Genomic DNA, 15,733 nt, shown 5'->3' with positions numbered 1-15,733 from the left:
GCATTCAATGCCTGCTTTTGGACTGCAATAGTGGCAGCTGTCTTTTAAAGTTCGCGTTTGCCGTCAACTAACCGCGACACTTTCAGCGGGTTGCCCTCTTTAAGCGCCTCGGGCAGCAAGCCTTCCGGTAGTGACTGGTAACAAACCGGCCGTAGGAAGCGGTGAATGGCCGCCGAACCGACAGAGGTCGTACGCGAATCAGAGGTGGCTGGGAACGGGCCACCGTGCACCATGGCATGACAAACCTCGACACCCGTGGGCCAACCATTGGCGAGAATACGTCCTGCTTTACGCTCAAGCGTAGGCATCAGCGCTTTAGCGGCATCCAGGTCGGCGTCGTCCATATGCAGTGTGACGGTGAGTTGGCCTTCTAGCTGTTCAGCAACACGCTTTACATCCGCCGCATCTTCGCACTCAACAACCAGCGATGTGGCACCGAACACTTCCGCCTGCAGCGCTTCAGACGCAAGGAAATCACTCGCTGATGCAGCAAACAGCCCCGTTTGGCATTGATACTCGCTGCCGGTATGACCACGGGCGATTTCACGCACCTGGGCCGCACCGCTCAGGCTGGTTACACCCTCTTGATAAGCACGGTGGATCCCCGGCGTTAGCATGGTCTGTGCGCCGCTGGCTTCCACTGCACCACGTGCCGCCTCAATGAAGGCGTCCAGCTCCGGGCCTTTTATCGCAATCACCAGCCCCGGGTTAGTACAGAACTGGCCGGCGCCCATATTGAGCGAACCGACAAACGCTTCACCGAGCGCTTTACCACGCGCTTTTAGTGCTGCGGGTAGCAAGAAGACAGGGTTAATACTGCTCATCTCAGCGTAGACCGGGATCGGCTGAGGCCGTGCTTGGGCGGTTTTCATCAGTGCCATACCGCCGCTGCGCGAGCCGGTAAAACCAACGGCTTGAATGCGCGGATCATCCACCAGCGCTTGGCCGATTTCGTTACCGGCACCAAACAGCAGCGAGAACACGCCTTCTGGTAACTGGCAGGCTTTCACGGCTTTTTGAACCGCCTTGCCAACAAGCTCGGAGGTGCCGGGGTGTGCAGAATGGCCTTTTACCACTACCGGGCAGCCAGCCGCCAGGGCTGAAGCGGTATCACCACCCGCTACCGAAAATGCTAGCGGGAAGTTGCTGGCACCGAAAACAGCCACTGGGCCCAGGGCAATATGGCGCTGGCGTAGGTCAGCGCGGGGTAGCGGTTGGCGCTCTGGCAGCGCTGGGTCAATGCGTACATCCAGCCATTCACCGGCACGCACAACTGAAGCAAACAAGCGCAGCTGGCCGCAGGTTCTGCCCCGCTCGCCCTCGATGCGTGCCTGAGGCAGGCCTGTTTCGGCCATGGCGCGCTCAATCAGCTCACTACCAATCGCTTCAATTTCACTGGCAATAGTTTCTAAAAAGGTCGCCCGCTCTTCGAGGGACGTTTCACGATAGGTGGTATAGGCCGCTTCCGCCAGCTCACAAGCCTGCTCAACGTGTGCACGACTGCCGCCGACATAGATAGGTTCAAGCTTTTCGCCGGTAGCGGGATTAACTGCTTGAATGTTGGCCTGGGTGCCGGTCACTGATTGTTGACCAATCAGCATTTCGCCTCGCATTGTCATACATCGCTCCTTAGATGGTCAGTGATATCACTGGTCGCCATATCATGTGTCGCGTTGCTACTGTGCACGTTACTTCTGTCCGCGATACTACTTTTCCAGATACTGGGCATAGGTGTTGCGCGCCCGGTTAAGGTGCTGAAACATTGTTTCGCGGGCAGCTTGCGCATCGCGGGAAAGAATGGCTTCGAGAATATAGCTGTGCTCTTCCTGAACGCGCTCTAAATAGCGCTCGGAGGAGATCGGGTTAATATCAATACTCAGCAGTTTGGCGCGGGGAATCACGCTCTGACTCCACTGCTTATAAAAAGATTGGAAAAAGGGATTTTTGGTCGCCGTGGCAATCGCAAAGTGAAACAGATAGTCCTCTTCACGGGCTTGGGTTTTTGCAGCATAGGCGTTACTAAAGGCAAGGTGCTGCGCCTCAAGTCGCTGACGATCTTCATCGTCGTGGCGTAAGGCAGCCAGTTCAGCTGCCGCTGGCTCTAAGGTTAGCCGCAGTTCCAGCAGGTGCAAGATATCTTCCACAGTCGTCGGGTTAATACGCTCTGCAGGACGCGCCTCTACTGTGGAAGAGCGCAGCACCGAGGTACCTACACCTCGCCGGGTTTCCACCAGCCCCAGAGACTTCAGGTGGGTAATCGCTTCACGAATCACTGTGCGGCTAACGCCAAAGGAGTCACACAGGCTGTTCTCGGTAGGGAGTTTTTCCCCCACCGCGACTTTACCCTGGGTGATCAACGCTTCCAGTTGGTCGGCCACATGCACGGACAAGCTTCCCTGCTGCGTCACTTTAGTTACTTTAAGCGGTTTTAGGGCAGATGCCGTTGCGCTGGGTTTGGCCATGGAAGCTATCCTTCATTAATCAACTAGTTGTATTATATCGTACAACCTAGGTCTTATAAGCACCACTAAGCATCGTTAGGATGGCCTATTTTAGTAAATTTACCGCCCTGATACCTCACGGCTAGGTCATCTTTATCAATATCGCGGTCAAGCTGTTCCGTTTCAACCCGCCATGGCTCAGAGCTATCCTGCGGACGCCAGCCTAAGAAGCCAGCATGAGAATTGTCCCACCACTTCTCAGCATTATCCGACGCTCCGTAGATCACCGTATACCCTAAACGCGGCGTTACAAACGCACGCTGCAAAAGACTGACGAAATCGGCTAGGCTCAGCCAAGTTGCCATCATGCGGGTATCAGCAGGCTTATCAAAACACGAGCCGATTCTAACACTCAGTGTCTCGACACCAAATTTGTCGTGATACAGGCTAGCGAGGTTTTCACCAAAACATTTTGACACGCCATACAGGGAGTCCGGCTTTTGTACTACCTGGGTGTCGATACGCTGATGGCGCTCATAAAAACCGATGGTATGGTTGGAACTGGCAAACACAATGCGTGGTTTACCTTGCTTCCGAGCCGCTTCATAAAGGTGGTAAGTACCCATAATATTGGCCTGCAAAATGGCTTCCCACGGGCTCTCTACCGACATCCCACCTAAATGAACAATACCATCACAATCGCGCACTAGACTGGCAACAGCCTGCGCATCGCTTAAGTCAGCTTGAACCAGCTCTTCGCCCTCGCCCGCCGTACCTAAATCAGCAATATCGGATAGCCGGACATGTTTGGCGAGTGTACGAAGATGAGGTCGCAGGCTTTTGCCAAGCCCCCCGGCCGCACCGGTCACGAGAATACGGTTTAACATATAAACTCCTTACTCTATTTTTAGCTACAGACTTTTAATAACTGAAGGGTTAAAAGCCATAAAGCGCTGCAGGGTTATCCACCAAAATCTTTTGACGAGTGCTCTCATCCGCCCAATGCAACAAAACATCTAACTGTTCGGGATCGCTTGGAAACTGTTCTCTGGGTACGCCAACATGCGGCCAGTTGGATCCCCATATAATCCGTTCAGGAGCGTGCTCAATAAGCCGCTTAGCGATGGGGCCGACATCGGCATACTCAGGTCCGCCGCTCAGGCTGGCTTCATAACCCGCGCAGATTTTCATCCATGCATTACCGCGATCCAGCAAGCTAAGCAGTTGGTCAACGCGGTGATCGTCAGCGGCCACCGGCGGCATAAATTTGCCGATATGGTCGATGATGTAATCGGTTTCGATCGCTTTTAGCGTGGCCAGATAGTCATCAAGCTCACGGCCATTGAACTGCACCATCAAGTGCCAGCCGAAGGCTTTTATCCGTGCTTCAACCTCTGCTAATCGATCTATTCCAACAGCACCACCGGGCAACTGCATAATCCTGGCACCGCGTGCCCCTTGAGCGTGAAACGCTTCAATTTGGGATTCGTCAGCATCCGGCGCTATCGCTACAATCGCTCGGGCGGACTCCTGCCCGATTTCCGCCACACCCTGTAAAATCGCCCGATTATCAAACTGGTAGGCATTGGGCTGGGTCACCACAACGCGCTCCAACGAGAGCCATTTCTGAAGCTTTTGGTAGTCAGCAACGGTGGCTAGCTCAGGGATTTTGGGGCCACCCGGCTGCGCTTCATAGCCGGGTAGATAAAGGTGAACATGGCAATCTGTTGCCCCTGCAGGCGCTTTTAATGCAGGTGGTGGTCCTGTTAACGGACGTGTATTAGCGGGAATAGACAACGTCATTTCTCCTTGAGCGCGTAGGTGGACAGCGCGTCGCGATTAATCTCAATACCCAACCCAGGGCCATCAGGAATCATCATTACGCCCTGGTGATGCTCAAGGGGCGTTTGAACAACAGCCTGGCGGAAGGGGTTTTCGGTACGGTCGAACTCCATAATAGGTTCAATAGGCTTGCGGCGCGGCGGATTGGGCGGTAGCGCGGCCATAAACTGCAGGCTGGCGGCCAAACACACCGCGGTACCCCATACATGGGGCACCAAACGCACGCCGTGCATGGCCGCCATATCAGCGACCCGGCGCATTTCGCTAAAACCCCCTACGCCACAAATATCCGGCTGCACAATATCCACCGCGCGGCGGGCCAAGGGCTCATGCATGGCATAGCGACCGTGCCAGTTTTCACCGCTGGCAATAGGAATCGGCTGACCTGCCCGAACGGCTTCGTAGGTAGAAATTTGTTCGGGCAACACAGGCTCTTCAAACCAGTCGATACCAAACGGCGCGGCACGCTGCCCTAGCTCAATCGCTTCCAGGTAGTCGTAACCGTGATTGGCATCGATCATCATGCGCATATCCGGCCCGATGGCATCACGCACGGCGGCAATCACTTCCAGATCTTCCTCGACGTCAAAGCCGATTTTAATCTTGACGGCATGAAAACCTTCGCGGCGATAACCGGCCACTTCGGCAGCTATATCGGTTACCCGGTCAACACCTGCCCGGGCGAACGAACCAGTTGCGTAAGCGCGCACGCTATCTCGAAAGCGCCCGCCAAGCAGCGTTGAGATCGGCACGCCAAAGTGCTTGCCTTTGATATCCCACAGCGCAATATCAATACCGCTTAATGCCGTAACCGTTAAGCCGCGCTGGCCTTGATCACGTAATCGGTTATAGAGCGTTAACCAAACTTTTTCCGTTTGCAGTGGATCTTCGCCTATAAGTGACTGAGCGTAGACCTCCACAATCGCTGCGTTAGGCTTAGCCGGCCCTAAGCACTCGCCCCAGCCAATGGTGCCATCATCGCAGACGATTTCGACCAAACAATGCTGGCGGCGCGAAAAGTGCATGGAAGCGCTCTCAAACGCTGTCTCAAGCTGGTAATCGAGTATATGAGTCTTGACGGCGACGACTTTCATAATTGATCTATCCTTTTTAGCGGCTTGTTGAAAGTGCCCTTATTGGAAAAAACTGGGTAACGTCAAAGAGATAGCAGGTACGTAAGTCACCAGCATTAAGGCCACAAACAGCGCTAAGAAGAACGGCCAGATCGTGCGCACCGCCTCCTCGATTTTAATTTTGCCAATCACACAGCCAACAAACAGACAGGCACCGACGGGTGGTGTACATAGCCCTAGCCCCAGGTTCATCATCAAAATAATGCCGAACTGGATCGGATCCATACCGAACTGCATAGCAACCGGCAGGAAAATAGGCGTACAGATAAGGATTAACGCCGCCATGTCCATAATCATGCCTAAAATCAACAGGATGATATTAAGCATAAGGAAAATAACCAGCGGCTTATCGGAAATAGCCATCAAGCCCGTGGTCAGCATTTCCGGAACATTGTAGAGCGCGAGCAGGTAAGAGAACGCTGATGCACACCCGACTAGAATCATCACCAGCGAGGTGGTTTTTACCGCCTGAACAACAGCAGCTTTGAAAGAGGCCCAGGTCAATTCACGGTAAACCAAGCCGGTCACGACAATAGCGTAGATAGCACCGAAGGCGCCTGATTCAGTGACGGTTAGAATACCTGACAGCACCCCACCGACGATGATCACTGCGGTCATGAGCCCAGGTAAGGAGGCGAAAAAACTGATCATCAACGCATACCAGCCAGGGAATGCTTCACCCTTATAACCGCGTTTCACCGCAACGATATAAGCCGCAACGGCCAAGCTAACGCACATTAAAATGCCTGGAACAATACCGGCGATGAACAGCTGGGTAACGGAGATACCACCACCCGCCGCGACGGCATAAAGAATCATGTTATGACTAGGGGGGATCACTACGCCTGCGATTGATGAGGTCACGGTGACATTCACGGCATAGTCGGCGTCGTACCCTTTCTCTTTCATCACCGGGATTAGGATAGAACCCAATGCGGAAGTATCCGCCACTGCCGAGCCGGATATTCCTCCGAACAGCATGGAAGAGCTAATATTTACCATCCCTAAACCACCGCGCACCTTACCTACCATTGCAGATGCTAAGCGCACAAGGCGAGTGGAGATACCGCCGTGCATCATTAACTCACCGGCAAAGATGAAGAAAGGAATCGCGAGCAAAGAAAAAACCGAAATACCAGACAGTATGCGTTGAAAGGCGACAAATAGCGGCAAGCCTTCATACAGGAAGGTAACAACAGCGGCCAATCCGACGGCAAACGCAACCGGGGCGCCGACGATAAGACCTAAGAAAAAGATCCCGAAAAGAATAATAAGCCCCATCGTTTATACCCTCTTAACTTTTCGAGACAGTAAGCGCTGCGCTATATCAGCGGCTGCAAAAAGCATGATTAGCACCCCACAAATTACTAAGGGAGCTGCACGCCAACTCTCAGATAGACCTATCATGGGTATGGCTCTGTTCAGGTTTGACATAACTAATGTCCAGCCCTGAAAAGCCATGAACCCCCCAAAGGAAAGAATAAAAATGTCAGCCAGGTGATGCATTAAGCTACGGATCGGACCGGTAAAACTTTCACGAATAAAATCAATATTCAGATGGCTATGATGCCTGACCCCTGCCGCTGCGCCTAAGCAGGTGATATAAACAACCAGCACTAACGAGGCTTGTTCTACCCAAGTCGGGGTGTTGTTTAGCACATACCGGCCGAAAACCAACCACCCAAATATAATAATAAGGGTGACTAATAAGACCCCTGCAATAAGAATACATAAGCTGGCAACACCATCTAAGATTCGATTCAGCGAGCCGCTTTCTTCCGCGTCTTCCTTATCGACCTGCGATTCAAGTTCGATACTCACGGCACATTTCCTTTTCAACTCCCGGCAGCGACTAAGCAAGACCTAGCTAACTGCCGGAAGCGTGTGGGCGACAAATTTTACTCGGTAGCGCGAATTTCCTCGATCAACTCACCCGTGCCAGGGTTATTCGCAATGAACTCTTCATACATGGGTTCCATGAGCGCCTGGAAGGCGGCTTTATCGTCAACTTCATTAATCTCGACACCGTAATCAAGAACGATCTGACGACTCTCTTCTGAGCTTTCTACCCACAGTTCACGCTGACGTTTGGAAGCCTCTTCGGCTACTTCACGAACAATTTCCTGATCTTCTTGTGAGAGCTCTTCCCAGCTGGATTTAGCCACACACAAGCATTCAGGAATAATCAAGTGCTCGGTTAACGAGTAGTAACCCGTTGTCTCATAGTGGTTACTTGATTCAAAAGAGGGATAGTTATTTTCAGCACCATCGAGCACGCCGGTGGTTAAGCTTTGATACACCTCACCATAAGACATCGGCGTGGCATTACCCCCCATAGCGGCGATCATATCGACGTAAAGATCGTTATTCATTACCCGAATCTTTAAGCCTTCGACATCTTCAGGGGTTTTAATAGGGCGTTGAGTGTTGTAAATGCTGCGAGCACCCGAATCGAACCAGGAAAGAACTACCAAGCCTTTATCTTCTAAGGCGTCGGCAAAGCGCTCACCAATTTCACCGTCCATTACCGTATGCATATGCTCTACGTCATTGAATAGGAAGGGCAGCGAGAACACATTGGTTTCTGACACGATGGGGCCCATCGGTCCCATATTGAAATTGGCAAAATCCAGCGCCCCGTTGCGGGTCTGCTCAATAGCGTCTGATTGATCGCCTAGTACAGCATTGTTATATACGCGAGGCGTGACGCGGCCTTCTGTTTGCTCCGCAACAGCTTCAGCAAACTCCTCTAACGCCACTGTATTAGGATAACCGTCAGGGTGAATGTTCCAGCCACGCCAGTTGTCAGCTTGGGCAGGCAGTGCCAACGCCATGAGTGCCATTACGCTAGCGGTAGGCAGGATAGCTTTTAAAGAGCTGGTTTTCATAGTGCTGGCGATCATGCAGTTATTGTGTGTGCGCATGTCTAACTTCCTCTTATTATTGGCAATTGCTTACTAACTATTAGTGATAGTTAGAGTGGATTAATACTTCTTTGCTACATTGATAAGCGCTTCAAGCTGCTGGCACTCATCTTTAGTGGGCATAGCCAGCGGTGCGCGGACACTGCCTGCAGGACGGCCGACAATGTCAGCGCCTGCTTTGATGAGGCTCACGGCATAGCCTGCTTTTCGATCCCTGAGATCCACGAAAGGAATAAAAAAGTCGTTGGTAATCTGTTTCACAACCTCTTTATTGCCTTTGCGCAACTCCTTGTAAAACGTCACAGCCATTTCAGGCACAAAGTTGAAAACGGCCGAAGAGTAAGTATTCACTCCAATGGAGACGTAGGCTTCAGCAAAAATTTCAGCCGTAGGCACGCCGCCGATATACACCAATCTGTCGCCAACGGTTTTGACGATTTTATTTAACGCCTGAATATCGCCTTTGCCATCTTTTAGCCCCACTAAATTAGGGCAATGATCGGCCAACTGCTGAACCGACGAGGCGTTCAAAATACCGTTACCGCGGTTGTAATAAATCACGTTGATTGAGGTGGCATCACAAATCTGGCGGGCATACTCAACCAAACCATCCTGCGGGCACTCGGTGAGGTACGGCGGCATCAATAGAATGCCGTCGGCGCCTGCCTCTTCAGCCGCTTTTGCAAAGGCTTTGCCTGTCTCCACGCTTAAGCCAGCACTGGCGATCACCGGCAAACGTCCGTCAATCACCTCAACCGCCACGCTAACGATTTCGCGATACTCCTCTAGTGAGAGACTGAAAAACTCCCCCGTACCGCCCGCGACAAAGACCGCGGAAATCTCGTGGCTAATAAACCACTCAAGCCGCTTGCGATAGCTCGCTTCATCAAAACGGCCCTGACTATCGAAGTCCGTGATGGGGAACGACAACAAACCATCGCCAATGGCGTTTATGACTGCTTGTCTTGAAAATGTCACCTTAAGCCCTCTTTATTAATGCGTTGGCCATTGGGTGAGTAGACGCTACCGACCGACCAACAGATTATGTAATACATCATACAACAAAGAAGATAAGTACCGCTCCACCAAGGCGCAAGCAGAACTATCAAAATTCAAACCAAAGTCTAGGGTCAACGGACCAAGGCAGGCTTCTTTGGATCGAACTCCCAGCCTGTAATTAAAAACTGCATGGCCATGGCATCATTCCGCTGCATGGTACCTAACGACTTATAAAGATGGTGCGCTTCCATAAGCTTCTCTTCATCCAGCTCAACCCCTAACCCTGGTGTTGTGGGCACCTTGAGTTTGCCGTCTTGAATCTGGAAAGGGTTGTGCGTAATACGCTGGCCATCTTGCCAAATCCAGTGAGTATCAATCGCGGTAATCTTGCCAGGGCAGGCGGCAGCAACGTGGGTCATCATGGCTAACGAAATATCGAAGTGGTTATTGCTGTGAGAGCCCCAGGTCATGCCCCACTCATTGCAAAGCTCACCGACTTTGACAGCACCTTGCATGGTCCAGAAATGGCAGTCCGCCAAAGGTATATCAACCGAATTAAGCTGGACGGCGTATTGCAGCTGTTTAAAATCTGTCGCAATCATATTGGTAGCCGTGGGCAGGCCGGTGCGCTTTTTGAACTCGGCCATGGTCTCACGACCGGAGTAGCTTTCTTCCTGACCACAGGGATCTTCAGCATAGCTGAGTAGATGCTTAATCGGATCGAGTACGCGCACCGCTTCATCAAGTTTCCAGGCCCCGTTGGGATCAAGCGTCAAACGCGCTTCAGGGAAAGCTTCGTGGAGCGCGCGAATGCAGTCGGCTTCTTCCTCGCCTCTCAGCACACCACCTTTAAGTTTGAAGTCCTTAAAGCCATAGCGCTCATAGGCGGCTTTGGCCAAATTAGCCACGGCGTCGGGTGTTAGTGCTTCTTGATAGCGTATTTCGTCCCAGGTGTCCTGGGGGTTATGCGCTTTAGGGTATGGCAGGTCTGTCTTGCCAGGGTCTCCCAGTAAAAATAGGTAGCCCAATGCCTCGACTTCATCACGCTGACGACCGTACTGACCGAGTAGGTCAGCCACGGGCAGCTGTAGCGCCTGTCCATAGAGGTCTAACAGCGCCGACTCAATACCTGTAATCACATGCACCGCTACGCGCAAATCAAATGTTTGACGACCGCGCTCTTCGCGCCCGTTCTGGGCTAATCGCAGGCGAACCTGATTGAGGGTGTGCTTAATATTATTGATCGGCGAACCTTCAACTAACTCACGGCACTGCTCCAGCCTGTTAAGAATACCGCCACTGGAAGGAATCTCACCCACGCCCTGATTACCCGCATCATCCTCAAGAATGACCACACAGCGAATAAACCAAGGGGCATGGCCGCCACTAAGGTTAAGCAAGAAGCCGTCATAGCCAGCGACGGGAATTACACGCATTGTTTTGATTTTTGGATACATATGCCTACTACACTGTTAGTTAATAAGCAGATTGATGCTCTAAGTAATACATCATACAACAAGAAGATAAGTATCTGGGCGTAGGAGCGCAAGCAGAACCAGCGGAATTTAAACCAAAGTAGCAGTAGCGGTCATGCCGCTCACATCGCTATAGGCAGCCTAGGCCTATAGCTAATCTTTTGAAAAACCGAGCCTTTAGATATCAACCACCCACGCTGGCTTAAACAGCAGCGGATTAAACTCATCAGGGTATCCACCGGGGTTGGCAATGATACGCGTGCCGTTACGCAGAATATCCACGGGTTCGTGCACATGCCCATGCACCCAAACGTCCATCTTGCCCATTAAATGGGGCAAGTCGGAGGCAAACGCCGGGGATAACGCATCTTCCAAGTATTGATCAGGAATACAGTCGTGCAGTGGGGCATGGTGACTAATCACAACCTTAGGGCCATCAAAGGGTTGAGCAAGCTCGTTTTCAAGCCAAGCAAGTGCTTCAGCGTGCACCTGCTGGCTCGCCTGTGGTGTGAACGTAACGCCTGGTGACGTTTGAACGATTTTAAAGTCGGGCATGTATCGTAGTGCCTTAGCCTCTGTATCGGCGGGGTTTTGAGTTGGGTCTCCGGCGTAAAGTGCAAAGTCTGTCCATAGCGTAGTGCCATAAAAGCGCACGCCATTGAGGGTTATGGCACGATTGTCCAGAAGCTCAATGTCGAGCCGCTCGGCTTCGAGCGCCAGCTCATCACGCAGCAGCGGCATGCAGGTACCGTAAAACTCATGGTTGCCTAATACATAGATAATCGGCGTGTCCGGAAAGCGGCAACGCGCCCAGGCAAGACCTTCGCACTGACGGTGAATATCTCCAGCAAGGATGACTACATCGACATCCACCTCAGGCAACTCGCGGTTTCCGTCAAAAAACTCCAGGTGCAGGTCAGACAAAATACGCAAACGCATAGGGCTCCTCGTGGCAAATACTTATTCAAACTATCTTATCCAGCCTAGGTCATTTTGTCGCAGGCCAGCGGTGCAATGTCACTTTATGCTGCATTGCAACAAAAAAGCGCTATACTAAGAATGTAGTCCCACTAGGAGGACCACATATGACTTTTCTGATAACACCCCCTGCATACGATAATGAAGTTCTAGAGTTCTGGAACTTGAATGCTCAATGGCATCGTGCCGCAGTTGAAGCAGTGAAAGCCTATTTAGGCTAATTCAGGTGCTTTCTTCCCCTTGAGACCCAAAGCTAAACACCGAAGCCGGATTAATTTCCGGCTTTTTTATGCGGTTGAAAACATTCACCAGCGCGGCAATGAATGTAACGTCGACAGTTCCTGATGTCCTCCTACTGAAATTTGTAAGCTATAGCTTACAAAAAATGGCAAATCGCCTACATCGTTAGGACTAGCCCTCTGCAAAAAAAGCTCTTAATATCTCACCACAGCTAAATTGCTGCCCTGCACAATATCAGCTGTACATAACAAAATATTTCACACAACACACACCCTGAAAAAGGAGTGAACGCCATGCAACGAGCAGCCTCCCAAGGTCATACGTTGGAAGTTGATGTTATGGAAGTATGGGCACAGCGTGCTATACAGCAACGTGCAGCACTTGACGCTATTAAAGCTTATCTGCGTTAAGCCTGGATGCGGTACGCTACTCAGCCCCACACAACGTCTCGTTTTAGCGAGGCGTTTTTTAAGCCTTTTGTAGCCATTGAACAGAAAAATTCCGCCATCAACAACTGGATGCGATAAGCAACCTTCAAGCTGTACCTACGCTTTACACAACGATTTTCACACTGCCAAGTTTCAAAATCATACCTCTCCTTGACAAAATACGCCTGCGCAAGAAAGCCCTCTTCTAACAGGCTTCTATGCTCGTAAAGATGAATATTTTTAATGCTGCTACGGCTACGATTAATTACGCTTTGTGCAGATTTAACAACAACGCTTAGCGCAATCCTGCAATGAATGTAGTTAATCTCCATCGTTTCTGCACGAGTAGGTATGGAGTTATATAAAGAAATAGTCTAATATTAATTTGGCTAATGAAGGCGCAATACTCAACGTGCAGACTCTTCTTGTTATGCACGCATATTGACGAAGGAACGGACGATGCAAACACCTTTTTTGGTTCGCAAAACATCTTATGCTTTAAGTTTAGCGGCGACACTCGCCCTCAGCGGCTGTCAATCCGGCGCTGATCTCGGCGGCCTAATATCTGCGGGCTCCGGTTTCGCTGGCGCGGCTACGATGTCTGACCAGCAAATGCAACAACTTGGCGATCAAACCATTGCTCAGCTTGACTCCCAAAATCACCTGATAGCAGATAACAGCCAGTACGCAGAACGTTTGGCAAAATTAACTCAAGGTTTGGAAACAGTCGACGGCCATACGCTTGACTATAATGTTTATCAACTAGACGAAGTGAACGCTTTTGCGGTTCCAAACGGCTCCATTCGGCTGCATAGCGGGCTGATGGATGAGATGACCGACGATGAAGTGCGCTACGTTATCGCCCACGAGATCGGACACGTCGCACTAGGACACTCCAAGCGTGCATTCCAGGTCGCCTATGCCGCGTCTGCTGCACGTGAAGCAGCGGCTGCCAGCGGCAGCAGCACCGCTGCCGCACTTTCAAGCTCTGAGCTTGGTGACTTGGGCGAAAAACTTGTCAATGCCCAGTTCTCGCAAAGCCAAGAGAGTGAAGCTGATGACTATGCCATTGAGCTAATGCAGCGCCACAACATGAATGCAGAGGCTTCAGTTGCAGCCCTACGCAAGATAGAAGCCAAATACGGCAACGACAGCAGCCTCTTCTCCAGCCACCCAGCAGCGGGTGACCGTGCAGAACGCCTAGAAGCTTCGTTCCAGTAAAGCTCAGGCACCAGTACTCCTGCCAAGTTAGTCTTGATAATGAATGGCAGGAGTATTGGTTGCTAGGGTTTAAAGATTTTTTCTTACCTCCACTAAGCCCACTCGCCACCCTCTTCTTGCTGTTCGGACAGTTGCGTTAGGTAAGTGTCCTGCAAGATATACATCCGCTTTACATCACGGTACTTGCCATTAATAAAGAACTCCTGCACCAAGTGGCCCTCTTCTATAAAGCCACTTGCCTCGTAAAGATGAATCGCTTTAACATTTTCCACCGCCACTATGAGGTATACTTTGTGCAGGTTTAAAATGGTGAAAGAGTAATGCAGCGCTTGACGAATTAACGTGCGCGCAAACCCCTTGCCCTGATACTCTGGAGTAATAATGATTTGAAACTCGCCGCTGCGATGGATATAGTCGATTTCAATCAGCTCTACCAGACCAATGGCATTTCCATGGCTATCTTCAGCGACAAAGCGCCGTTCGGCGTTGTCATGGATGTGCTTGTTATACAGCTCTTCCAGCTCATCGAATGACTCGTAAGGCTCTTCAAACCAATACGACATAATGCTCTGGTTATTATTTAGTTCATGCACAAAGCGCAGGTCGTTGCGCTCCAATGCACGCAAATAAAGTGTGTGGCCCATTTCCCGCTATCCTTATGAATATCCGTTAAGAATACTCGTTTTAAACTTGCTCGCTACCCGGTTCTTGCATTTAGGTTAGGCCATTTTGGCCAGGCGTCTAAATGAAAACAGCTCCGCCAAAGGGTGTTCTCTACCCTCTATAAGCGCTCGCAGCAGTTTGGCGCCTATCATGCTATAGCTAATGCCGTTGCCGCCGTAGGCCATGGCAAAATGAACGCGAGGGCCTAGGGCGTCATGCGGGCCGAAAAAAGGTAGACCGTCGTCGGTTTCAGCAAAGGTGCCACCCCAAGAGAATGTAGGATTAATCTCGAGTTTAGGCCATAGCGTTTCTATTTTAGCAGTTAGCCCTTCGGCCTTCTCTTCTACCCGCGCATCGCGGCGCTTGGGAATATCTTCATCGTCGTCGTCGCCCCCTACGAGAAGTCGTCCATCGCAGGTAGTGCGCATATACAGGTAGGGGCGCGATGATTCCCACATCATGGTGTGGCGCAGTTTGCCCAATGCCTCTGGCGGTAGTGGGTCGGTGATCAGCGCGTAGCTACTGCGATTGACGGCCACCTTTTCTGGCAGCCAGGCTTGCGACTCATACCCTGCGGCCATCACTACGTACTGGCAACGCAGCTTGGCGCCATTGGCCAGAGTGAGCGTGACGCCTTGATCATCCGGCGTCATCGTCTCCATCTGTGTGCGGTCATATACTTCTCCCCCACGCGCGACCACCCTGGAAAACAGCTGATATGCCATGCGATAAGGATCAATAGTGGCGGCTAGCTGAGTAAGAATAGCGCCGGGTGCCTCAAAGCCGTACTCCGCCAAAATAGCCTCGCGTTCAAGCCATTCGGCTTCAAAACCGTGTTGTTGGCGCAGCGCCAATTCCTCCTGAAGCGATGCGACATCCTCTTCGCTACTGGCATAGTAAAGGCTTTGCTGACGCTCAAAGTCCACATCGCCCAGCCCTGCCGCCAGGGACTCAAGCTCACCAATGGCCTCTGCACAGGCGCGGTAAGCACGCACTGCATCGCCTTCCCCGTAGCGCTCGGCTAACTCTGTCATATGGGTGTCAATTTCGTACTGCAGTAAAGCAGTACTGGCGGCTGAACTGCCCCACCCAACATCCCGGCGTTCAAGCACCACCACATGGTGGCCACTGCGGCTTAGCTCATCAGCAATCAACGCCCCCGTAATACCGCCACCAATCACCACAACCTCGCATTGGTGATCGCGAGTCAATTGAGGAAAGGTTTTCAACAGGCCATTTTTGACCGCCCAAAAGGGATAACCACTTTTCAGATCCATCTGTTTGCCTTTGCTTGAGAGACTTGCAGTATGCTGTTAACCATAGATGGTTCCCCGGAACTTGCTTGAGAAAACGCTTCTGAGTGATCGCCCCACACAATAAAGGAGATGC

Annotated in this window: 15 protein-coding genes; 1 reads left to right on the top strand and 14 read right to left on the bottom strand. The window is 51.4% G+C overall.

Translation table 11 applies throughout. The features are described 5' to 3' along the window. Positions 1–44: 44 nt before the first annotated feature. From U738_RS02900 to U738_RS02845, 12 genes are all read right to left on the bottom strand, one after another. Positions 45–1,619 (bottom strand): aldehyde dehydrogenase (NADP(+)), encoded by a 1,575-nt coding sequence (locus U738_RS02900; RefSeq protein ID WP_035577131.1) that lies wholly within the window; start codon positions 1,617–1,619, stop codon positions 45–47. Positions 1,620–1,706: 87 nt separating this feature from the next. Further along, a complete protein-coding gene (locus U738_RS02895) occupies positions 1,707–2,462 on the bottom strand; it encodes a FadR/GntR family transcriptional regulator (RefSeq protein ID WP_035577123.1) in 756 nt (251 codons plus the stop codon). A 65-nt stretch (positions 2,463–2,527) separates the two neighbouring features. Next, the gene (locus tag U738_RS02890; protein WP_035577121.1) at positions 2,528–3,328 is read right to left on the bottom strand and encodes an NAD-dependent epimerase/dehydratase family protein; all 801 of its coding nucleotides are present in this window, start codon (positions 3,326–3,328) and stop codon (positions 2,528–2,530) included. 49 nt (positions 3,329–3,377) lie between these two features. After that, positions 3,378–4,244 (bottom strand): amidohydrolase family protein, encoded by an 867-nt coding sequence (locus U738_RS02885; RefSeq protein WP_035577119.1) that lies wholly within the window; start codon positions 4,242–4,244, stop codon positions 3,378–3,380. Continuing rightward, positions 4,241–5,377, bottom strand: a complete 1,137-nt coding sequence (locus tag U738_RS02880) for a mandelate racemase/muconate lactonizing enzyme family protein (protein ID WP_035577117.1) — start codon at positions 5,375–5,377, stop codon at positions 4,241–4,243. The genes U738_RS02885 and U738_RS02880 overlap by 4 nt, the downstream gene beginning before the upstream one ends. A 39-nt stretch (positions 5,378–5,416) precedes the next feature. After that, the gene (locus tag U738_RS02875; protein ID WP_035577114.1) at positions 5,417–6,697 is read right to left on the bottom strand and encodes a TRAP transporter large permease; all 1,281 of its coding nucleotides are present in this window, start codon (positions 6,695–6,697) and stop codon (positions 5,417–5,419) included. Positions 6,698–6,700: 3 nt separating this feature from the next. Next, the gene (locus U738_RS02870) at positions 6,701–7,237 is read right to left on the bottom strand and encodes a TRAP transporter small permease (protein WP_035577113.1); all 537 of its coding nucleotides are present in this window, start codon (positions 7,235–7,237) and stop codon (positions 6,701–6,703) included. A gap of 77 nt (positions 7,238–7,314) precedes the next feature. Further along, a complete protein-coding gene (locus U738_RS02865; RefSeq protein ID WP_231896747.1) occupies positions 7,315–8,340 on the bottom strand; it encodes a TRAP transporter substrate-binding protein in 1,026 nt (341 codons plus the stop codon). A gap of 60 nt (positions 8,341–8,400) precedes the next feature. Next, positions 8,401–9,318 carry a 5-dehydro-4-deoxyglucarate dehydratase gene (gene kdgD / locus U738_RS02860; protein WP_035577112.1) on the bottom strand — a complete coding sequence of 306 codons (918 nt, stop codon included), beginning with the start codon at positions 9,316–9,318 and terminating at the stop codon, positions 8,401–8,403. Positions 9,319–9,470: 152 nt separating this feature from the next. Further along, positions 9,471–10,796: an enolase C-terminal domain-like protein gene (locus U738_RS02855; RefSeq protein WP_035577107.1), complete on the bottom strand. Its 1,326-nt coding sequence runs from the start codon at positions 10,794–10,796 to the stop codon at positions 9,471–9,473. A gap of 195 nt (positions 10,797–10,991) precedes the next feature. Continuing rightward, entirely contained in the window at positions 10,992–11,753 is a 762-nt protein-coding gene (locus U738_RS02850) for a metallophosphoesterase (protein WP_035577106.1), read from the bottom strand. Between the two features lie 709 nt (positions 11,754–12,462). Continuing rightward, positions 12,463–12,792 carry a hypothetical protein gene (locus U738_RS02845; protein WP_035577105.1) on the bottom strand — a complete coding sequence of 110 codons (330 nt, stop codon included), beginning with the start codon at positions 12,790–12,792 and terminating at the stop codon, positions 12,463–12,465. A gap of 127 nt (positions 12,793–12,919) precedes the next feature. Here U738_RS02845 and U738_RS02840 point away from each other — a divergent pair, with 127 nt between their 5' ends. Continuing rightward, the gene (locus U738_RS02840; RefSeq protein ID WP_035577104.1) at positions 12,920–13,681 is read left to right on the top strand and encodes a M48 family metalloprotease; all 762 of its coding nucleotides are present in this window, start codon (positions 12,920–12,922) and stop codon (positions 13,679–13,681) included. A 92-nt stretch (positions 13,682–13,773) separates the two neighbouring features. Here U738_RS02840 and speG read toward each other — a convergent pair whose 3' ends face one another. Together speG and U738_RS02830 are read right to left on the bottom strand one after the other, a co-directional pair. Next, positions 13,774–14,325 (bottom strand): spermidine N1-acetyltransferase, encoded by a 552-nt coding sequence (gene speG / locus U738_RS02835; RefSeq protein WP_035577103.1) that lies wholly within the window; start codon positions 14,323–14,325, stop codon positions 13,774–13,776. A gap of 75 nt (positions 14,326–14,400) precedes the next feature. Beyond that, entirely contained in the window at positions 14,401–15,621 is a 1,221-nt protein-coding gene (locus tag U738_RS02830; protein ID WP_035577102.1) for an NAD(P)/FAD-dependent oxidoreductase, read from the bottom strand. Positions 15,622–15,733: the final 112 nt, after the last annotated feature.

The organism is Halomonas sp. TG39a, assembly GCF_000744395.1.
GTDB classification, from domain to species: domain Bacteria; phylum Pseudomonadota; class Gammaproteobacteria; order Pseudomonadales; family Halomonadaceae; genus Vreelandella; species Vreelandella ventosae_B.
The sequence above is the reverse complement of the archived record's forward strand: the minus strand, read 5'-3'. Positions and strand labels throughout refer to the sequence as shown.

Excerpts from the sequence above, each read along its gene's own strand:
- U738_RS02900 (WP_035577131.1), bottom strand. The coding sequence starts at position 1,619 with ATGACAATGCGAGGCGAAATGCTGATTGGTCAACAATCAGTGACCGGC.
- U738_RS02895 (WP_035577123.1), bottom strand. The coding sequence starts at position 2,462 with ATGGCCAAACCCAGCGCAACGGCATCTGCCCTAAAACCGCTTAAAGTA.
- U738_RS02890 (WP_035577121.1), bottom strand. The coding sequence starts at position 3,328 with ATGTTAAACCGTATTCTCGTGACCGGTGCGGCCGGGGGGCTTGGCAAA.
- U738_RS02885 (WP_035577119.1), bottom strand. The coding sequence starts at position 4,244 with ATGACGTTGTCTATTCCCGCTAATACACGTCCGTTAACAGGACCACCA.
- U738_RS02880 (WP_035577117.1), bottom strand. The coding sequence starts at position 5,377 with ATGAAAGTCGTCGCCGTCAAGACTCATATACTCGATTACCAGCTTGAG.
- U738_RS02875 (WP_035577114.1), bottom strand. The coding sequence starts at position 6,697 with ATGGGGCTTATTATTCTTTTCGGGATCTTTTTCTTAGGTCTTATCGTC.
- U738_RS02865 (WP_231896747.1), bottom strand. The coding sequence starts at position 8,340 with ATGCGCACACACAATAACTGCATGATCGCCAGCACTATGAAAACCAGC.
- U738_RS02855 (WP_035577107.1), bottom strand. The coding sequence starts at position 10,796 with ATGTATCCAAAAATCAAAACAATGCGTGTAATTCCCGTCGCTGGCTAT.
- U738_RS02850 (WP_035577106.1), bottom strand. The coding sequence starts at position 11,753 with ATGCGTTTGCGTATTTTGTCTGACCTGCACCTGGAGTTTTTTGACGGA.
- U738_RS02845 (WP_035577105.1), bottom strand. The coding sequence starts at position 12,792 with ATGGAGATTAACTACATTCATTGCAGGATTGCGCTAAGCGTTGTTGTT.
- U738_RS02840 (WP_035577104.1), top strand. The coding sequence starts at position 12,920 with ATGCAAACACCTTTTTTGGTTCGCAAAACATCTTATGCTTTAAGTTTA.
- speG (WP_035577103.1), bottom strand. The coding sequence starts at position 14,325 with ATGGGCCACACACTTTATTTGCGTGCATTGGAGCGCAACGACCTGCGC.
- U738_RS02830 (WP_035577102.1), bottom strand. The coding sequence starts at position 15,621 with ATGGATCTGAAAAGTGGTTATCCCTTTTGGGCGGTCAAAAATGGCCTG.